Source organism: Streptomyces cahuitamycinicus (genome assembly GCF_002891435.1).
In the GTDB taxonomy this organism is placed as follows: domain Bacteria; phylum Actinomycetota; class Actinomycetes; order Streptomycetales; family Streptomycetaceae; genus Streptomyces; species Streptomyces cahuitamycinicus.
The window spans coordinates 1-5,174 of the sequence record NZ_POUC01000506.1 but is presented as its reverse complement, the minus strand read 5'-3'; the positions used below and the strand labels follow the sequence as shown (position 1 = coordinate 5,174).

The 5,174-nt window shown below is 67.2% G+C and carries 5 protein-coding genes; all 5 read left to right on the top strand.

Annotated features, from left to right (window positions below; genetic code table 11):
- The first annotated feature begins 33 nt into the window (after positions 1-33).
- The 5 genes from C1J00_RS37865 (at position 34) to C1J00_RS48615 (ending at position 5,147) form a co-directional block, all read left to right on the top strand.
- Positions 34-492 carry a DUF2267 domain-containing protein gene (locus tag C1J00_RS37865; protein WP_102913435.1) on the top strand — a complete coding sequence of 153 codons (459 nt, stop codon included), beginning with the start codon at positions 34-36 and terminating at the stop codon, positions 490-492.
- A 457-nt stretch (positions 493-949) separates the two neighbouring features.
- On the top strand, positions 950-2,116 hold the full coding sequence (locus tag C1J00_RS37860) for an ABC transporter substrate-binding protein (protein ID WP_245936672.1): 1,167 nt from the start codon (positions 950-952) through the stop codon (positions 2,114-2,116).
- A 6-nt stretch (positions 2,117-2,122) separates the two neighbouring features.
- Entirely contained in the window at positions 2,123-3,100 is a 978-nt protein-coding gene (locus C1J00_RS37855; protein WP_102913433.1) for a carbohydrate ABC transporter permease, read from the top strand.
- Complete coding sequence (locus tag C1J00_RS37850) at positions 3,100-4,017, top strand: carbohydrate ABC transporter permease (protein WP_102913432.1); 918 nt, start codon at positions 3,100-3,102, stop codon at positions 4,015-4,017. Before C1J00_RS37855 ends, C1J00_RS37850 begins: the two co-directional genes overlap by 1 nt.
- On the top strand, positions 4,014-5,147 hold the full coding sequence (locus C1J00_RS48615) for a beta-galactosidase (RefSeq protein ID WP_245936671.1): 1,134 nt from the start codon (positions 4,014-4,016) through the stop codon (positions 5,145-5,147). Before C1J00_RS37850 ends, C1J00_RS48615 begins: the two co-directional genes overlap by 4 nt.
- Positions 5,148-5,174 lie beyond the last annotated feature (27 nt).

The window sequence follows — 5,174 nt, the reverse complement described above, 5'->3', positions numbered from 1 at the left end:
GCCCCCTCACGCACCCGGAGGAAAACCCCGCACATGAGCACGACGACGGTGCCCCGTGTGACGACCAGCCGTGCCCCCCGCACCGACGACGACAACGGCTGGCCCCAGCTGATCGAAGCGGTCCGCGAAACGGGCCTGTACCCCACCCGGACGAAGGCGGAACAGGTCACCCGTACCGTCCTGGCCGCCCTCGGCACCCAGGTCACCGGCGACGAACGGGTCGACCTCGCCCGTGCCCTGCCCGGCGAGGCCGCCCGGCTGATCGCCGCCCAGATCCCGGCCACGCACCGGCTCACGGCCGCGCGGTTCGTCGACGAGGTCGCATCACGCACCCCAGGAGCCACACCTGCCACGGCCCGCTGGGACACCGGCTCGGTCCTCAGTACGCTGCCGCCCCTGGTCGGCGACGACCTGGTCACCCGCATCCTGGCCCAACTTCCCGCGGGCTATGCCCTCCTGTTCGGCCGGGCGGACCTGACCCCGGCGTCGTAGGCTCCTGAACCGCGCATGAAGGCCACCCCTGGACGGACCGGGGTGGCCATCGCGCGGACGGCCGGGCACCGGCCCGGTCTCGCAGCAACAGGTCACCTACGGGTGGAGTCGGCTCCACACGGCCGGAATCGGCCACGGCACCCACACCGGCCCACCTGCAACAACCTTGCCGATGCCCGCTTTGTGCTGCCCCGCGCCCCGGATAACAACGGAACCCACACGAAACAAGGTCTTGTCGCTGGCTTAAAACGACGGTTATTTTAACCGCCATTCGAAGTCCGGTCTGATCATCCGGGCGACCTCAAGGCGTGTGCATGTCTCAAAGAAGGGCAGTGCCATGACGCTTGACAGCGCGCGGTTTTCTCGTCGGGGATTTCTGGGGCTGGGAGTCGCAGCGGGGGTCGTCACACTGACGGCGTGCGGGTCCGGCAGCGGCTCGAGTGACGCTCCGCTGCTGATGACGGTCTGGGGCGGGGACCCCGACCGCAAGACGTATCAGGCCCGCATCGACCTGCTGGTCAAGAAGCACCCGGACCTGAAGATCAAGCTGCAGTTGATCCCGGGCGACGCTTACCCGCAGAAGGTGCAGACGATGATCGCCGGCGGCACCGGGCCGGACATCATGCAGGTCGCCGAGAGCGTCAACACGTACTCCAGCAAGAACCAGTTGCTGCCCCTCGACGATCTCGCCAAGAAGGCGAAACTCGACCCCGAGCAGCGCTTCGGTCCGGTCGGCTCGCTCTACACGTATCAGGACAAGCTCTACGCGATCCCGGACCGCTCCGGCGCGGTCACCGTGTTCTACAACAAGGACATGTTCGACAAGAAGGGCGTCAAGGCCCCCACCGCGGACTGGACCTGGGACGACACCCTCGACGCGTTCAAGGAGCTGACGGTCCCCGGCAAGGTCTGGGGATACAGCGGTGCCGAATGGTTTCCGCAGTGGTGGAGTCTCGCCTACCAGAACGGCGGCACCATCATCGACGCCCAGGGCCGGCCCGCGGTCGACAGCGACGAGGTCGTCGAGGCACTCCAGTGGGCCGGCGACCTGGTCTTCAAGCACAAGGTGGCGCCGAGCAAGGCGGACTACGCCGACATGGGCCCCGACATCGGCGGCGACCAGGCGTTCCCCAACCAGAAGGTCGCCACCCACGCCAACGGCTTCTGGGTCATGTCGGGCCTGACGAAGGTGGAGTTCGGCTGGGACATCGCCCCGATGTGGCGCGGCAAGAAGCAGGCCGTGTCGGCGTTCGGCAGCGGACTTGCGATCTCCCGCACCTCCAAGCAGCGCGACAACGCCTTCAAGGCCATCGACTTCCTCACCTCCCCCGAGGCGCAGACGGAGATCATCGCCTCCGGCCAGGACGTGCCGGCCAACCTGGAGGTGCAGAAGAGCCAGGCGTTCCTCAAGCCGGCGTGGATGAAGACGGACGTCGACATGGGCGTCTTCGCCGAGTCGAGCGAGTTCGTCTTCCGGGCGCCGTTCATCCCCGAGTGGAACCAGATGCAGGACGTGATCTCCAACGGCCTCGCCGACTTCTGGCTCGGCAAGGAGCGCAGCGCCAAGAAGGCGCTGACCGCCTTGCAGAAGGACCTCGAGTCCCTCATCAAGTCCGCGGGATGACCGGCGATGGCGACCACGACGACCCCCACCCCCGAGACGCCCTCGGCGGTCGCGCGGAAACCCGCGTCACCGGGGAAACAGAGGCTCTCCCGGCGTCGGCGCCGTGAGGCGCTCTCTTTCTACCTGTTCATCTCGCCGTGGATGATCGGCTTCCTGGTCTTCCTGCTCGGGCCGATGATCGCGTCGATCTACTACTCGCTGACCGACTGGGACTCCTTCAACCCGCCGAAGTGGGTCGGCTTCGACAACTACGTCAAGCTCCTCACGGACGACCCGGTGTTCTGGAAGGCCCTGTGGAACACCTTCTACTACGCGGCGATCTCGGTCCCGCTGGGCCTGGTGCTCGGGCTGTGGCTGGCGAACCTGCTCAACAAGCAGGTCAGGGCCCGCAAGTTGTTCCGCACCCTGATCTATCTGCCGACGCTGATCCCGCTGGTCGCCACGGCGATGATCTTCCGGATGGTGCTCGCGCCGAACGGCCCGATCAACGACTTCCTCGGCCTGTTCGGACTGTCGGGCCCCAACTGGCTGCTCGACGGCCCCTGGGTCAAGCCCGCCCTGATCCTGATGTCGGCGTGGGGCGCGGGTGCCGCGACCGTACTGCTGCTCGCCGCGATGAAGGGCATCCCGCGTGAGCTGTACGAGGCGGCCGAGGTCGACGGCGCGAGCGCGACGCGGCAGTTCTGGAGCATCACGCTGCCGCATCTGACGCCCATCATCTTCTTCAACCTGATCATGGGCCTGATCAACGCGTTCCAGATCTTCTCGCAGCTCTACATCCTCATCCCGAAGGGCAAGAACCCCGCGGGCTACGACGCGGCCCAGACCATGGTGCCGCTCCTGTTCGACCAGGCGTTCAGCTACTACCGCATGGGCTACGCCTCGGCGATCTCCTGGCTGCTGTTCCTGGTGATCCTGGTGTTCACGGTGATCGCCTTCCGCACCACCCGGCGCTGGGTGTTCTACGAGACCGAGGTGAAGTGATGGCGACCCTGGCGACCCCGGTGCGCAAGCGCGGGCACGAGGACCGGCCCGCGGAGGGGCAGGCCCCCGCCGTACGGGCGTTCCACGCGACCCCCTTCACCTACGGCACCCTGATGATCGTCGCGGCGGTCCTGACCACCCCGCTGGTCTTCGTCGGTTCGATCGCCCTGTCCAGCGACGCCACTGTGAACAACGGCGCGTTCACGATCATCCCGCGCGAGTTCAACTGGGACAATTTCTCCCGGGTGTTCAGCACCGAACTGCCGGTGGGCACCTTCCTGCTCAACTCGGTGCTCATCTCGCTGTTCTCGGTGGCAGGGCAGGTCCTCTCCAGCGGACTGGTCGGCTACGCCTTCGCCCGGCTGCGGGCCCCGGGCAAGAACACGATGTTCCTCATCGTCATCGCCACCATGATGATCCCGACGCAGATCACGATGATCCCCCAGTTCATCCTGTTCCGGGACCTGGGCTGGGTGAACACCTTCCTGCCGCTGATCGTGCCGAACTTCTTCTCCAACGCCTTCAACGTCTTCCTGGTACGGCAGTTCGTCTCCCGGCTGCCCAGCGAGCTCGACGAGGCGGCCATGATGGACGGCCTGGGCTTCTTCGGCATCTACCGGCGGATCATGTTCCCGATGCTCAGGCCCGTCCTGATCGCCATCGGCATCTTCACGCTGACCCACACCTGGGGCGACTTCATGGGCCCCCTGATCTACCTCAACGACGAGTCGAAGATGCCGCTCGCCCTCGGCGTGCAGTACATCACCGCCACCTCGCAGGCGGGCCAGGCACCGCCCTGGAACCTGGTGATGGTCGGCTCGATCCTGCTCGCCCTGCCGATGATCATCGTCTACTACCTCGGCCAGAAGTACCTGTACGAAATGGACATCAGCGGCGGAAGCGCGGGAGTCAAGTGAACCACCCCACCACCATCGACCAGGGCATCGCGCTCGACGCCCGCGGCATCCGTTTCGAGGGCGGCCCGCAGCTCGTACTGTGCGCGTCCCTGTTCTACTTCCGTCTGCCCCGAGAACAATGGCGCGCCCGGCTCGCCCAGGTCCGGGCCTCCGGCTACACCTGCGTGGACGTCTACCTGCCGTGGAACTTCCACGAGACGGCCCCCGGCCGCTGGTCCTTCGAGGGCCGGCGGGACGTCGCCGCCTTCCTCGACCTCGCACAAGAGGAGGGGCTGTACGTCATCGCGCGGCCCGGCCCCTACATCTGCTCCGAGTGGGACGGCGGCGCACTGCCGGCCTGGCTGGGCCTGGACCCACAGCTGCGGGTCCGTCAGCACGAGCCGCGCTTCCTCGACCGGGTCACCGCCTGGTTCGACCAGGCGCTGCCGCTCCTCGCCGAGCGCCAGTACCCGGCCAACGGCCCTGTGATCATGGTGCAGTTGGAGAACGAGCTGGACTTCTTCGACTGCGACGACCGGACCGGCTACCTCACCGCCCTACGCGGCCAGGCCGTCCGGCACGGCATCACCGTGCCGCTGATCGCCTGCTCCGGACAGGGCGACCTCGAAGGCGCCACCGGCGACGTCCCCGGTGTCGTACCGGCGTGCAACTTCTACCCGGACGACGACTCCCCGCACATCGAACCCGAAGTACGCCGCTACGCCGAGCTGCTGGCGGAGCGCGACCTGCCCCTGCTGATCACCGAGACCAACCGCCGCCACCGCACCCTGCGCCGGCTCCTGACCAGCGGCGCCTCGCTGATCGCCCCCTACCTCCAGTCCTCCGGCTGGAACTTCGGGTACACCCCGTCCGCGGGGAACTGGGGCAGGCCGGGCAACCTCATGAGCCACGGCTACGACTTCGGCGGCTACGTCTCCTCCACCGGCACCGAACGCCCCGAGTACGCCGAGGCCCAGATCCTCGCCCGCGTCATCGACACCCTGGGACCGCGCCTGGCGCTCGCCACCCCGACCACCCCGCACACGCCGGTCACCACCGACTTCCCGACCAGCTCGTCACCGTCGGCCCTGCGACTCGACGGAGGCGGCCGGCTCCTCGCCGTACCGCATCTGTCACTTATACACATCTGACGCTGCCGACGAACTCCAGGGTGTAGG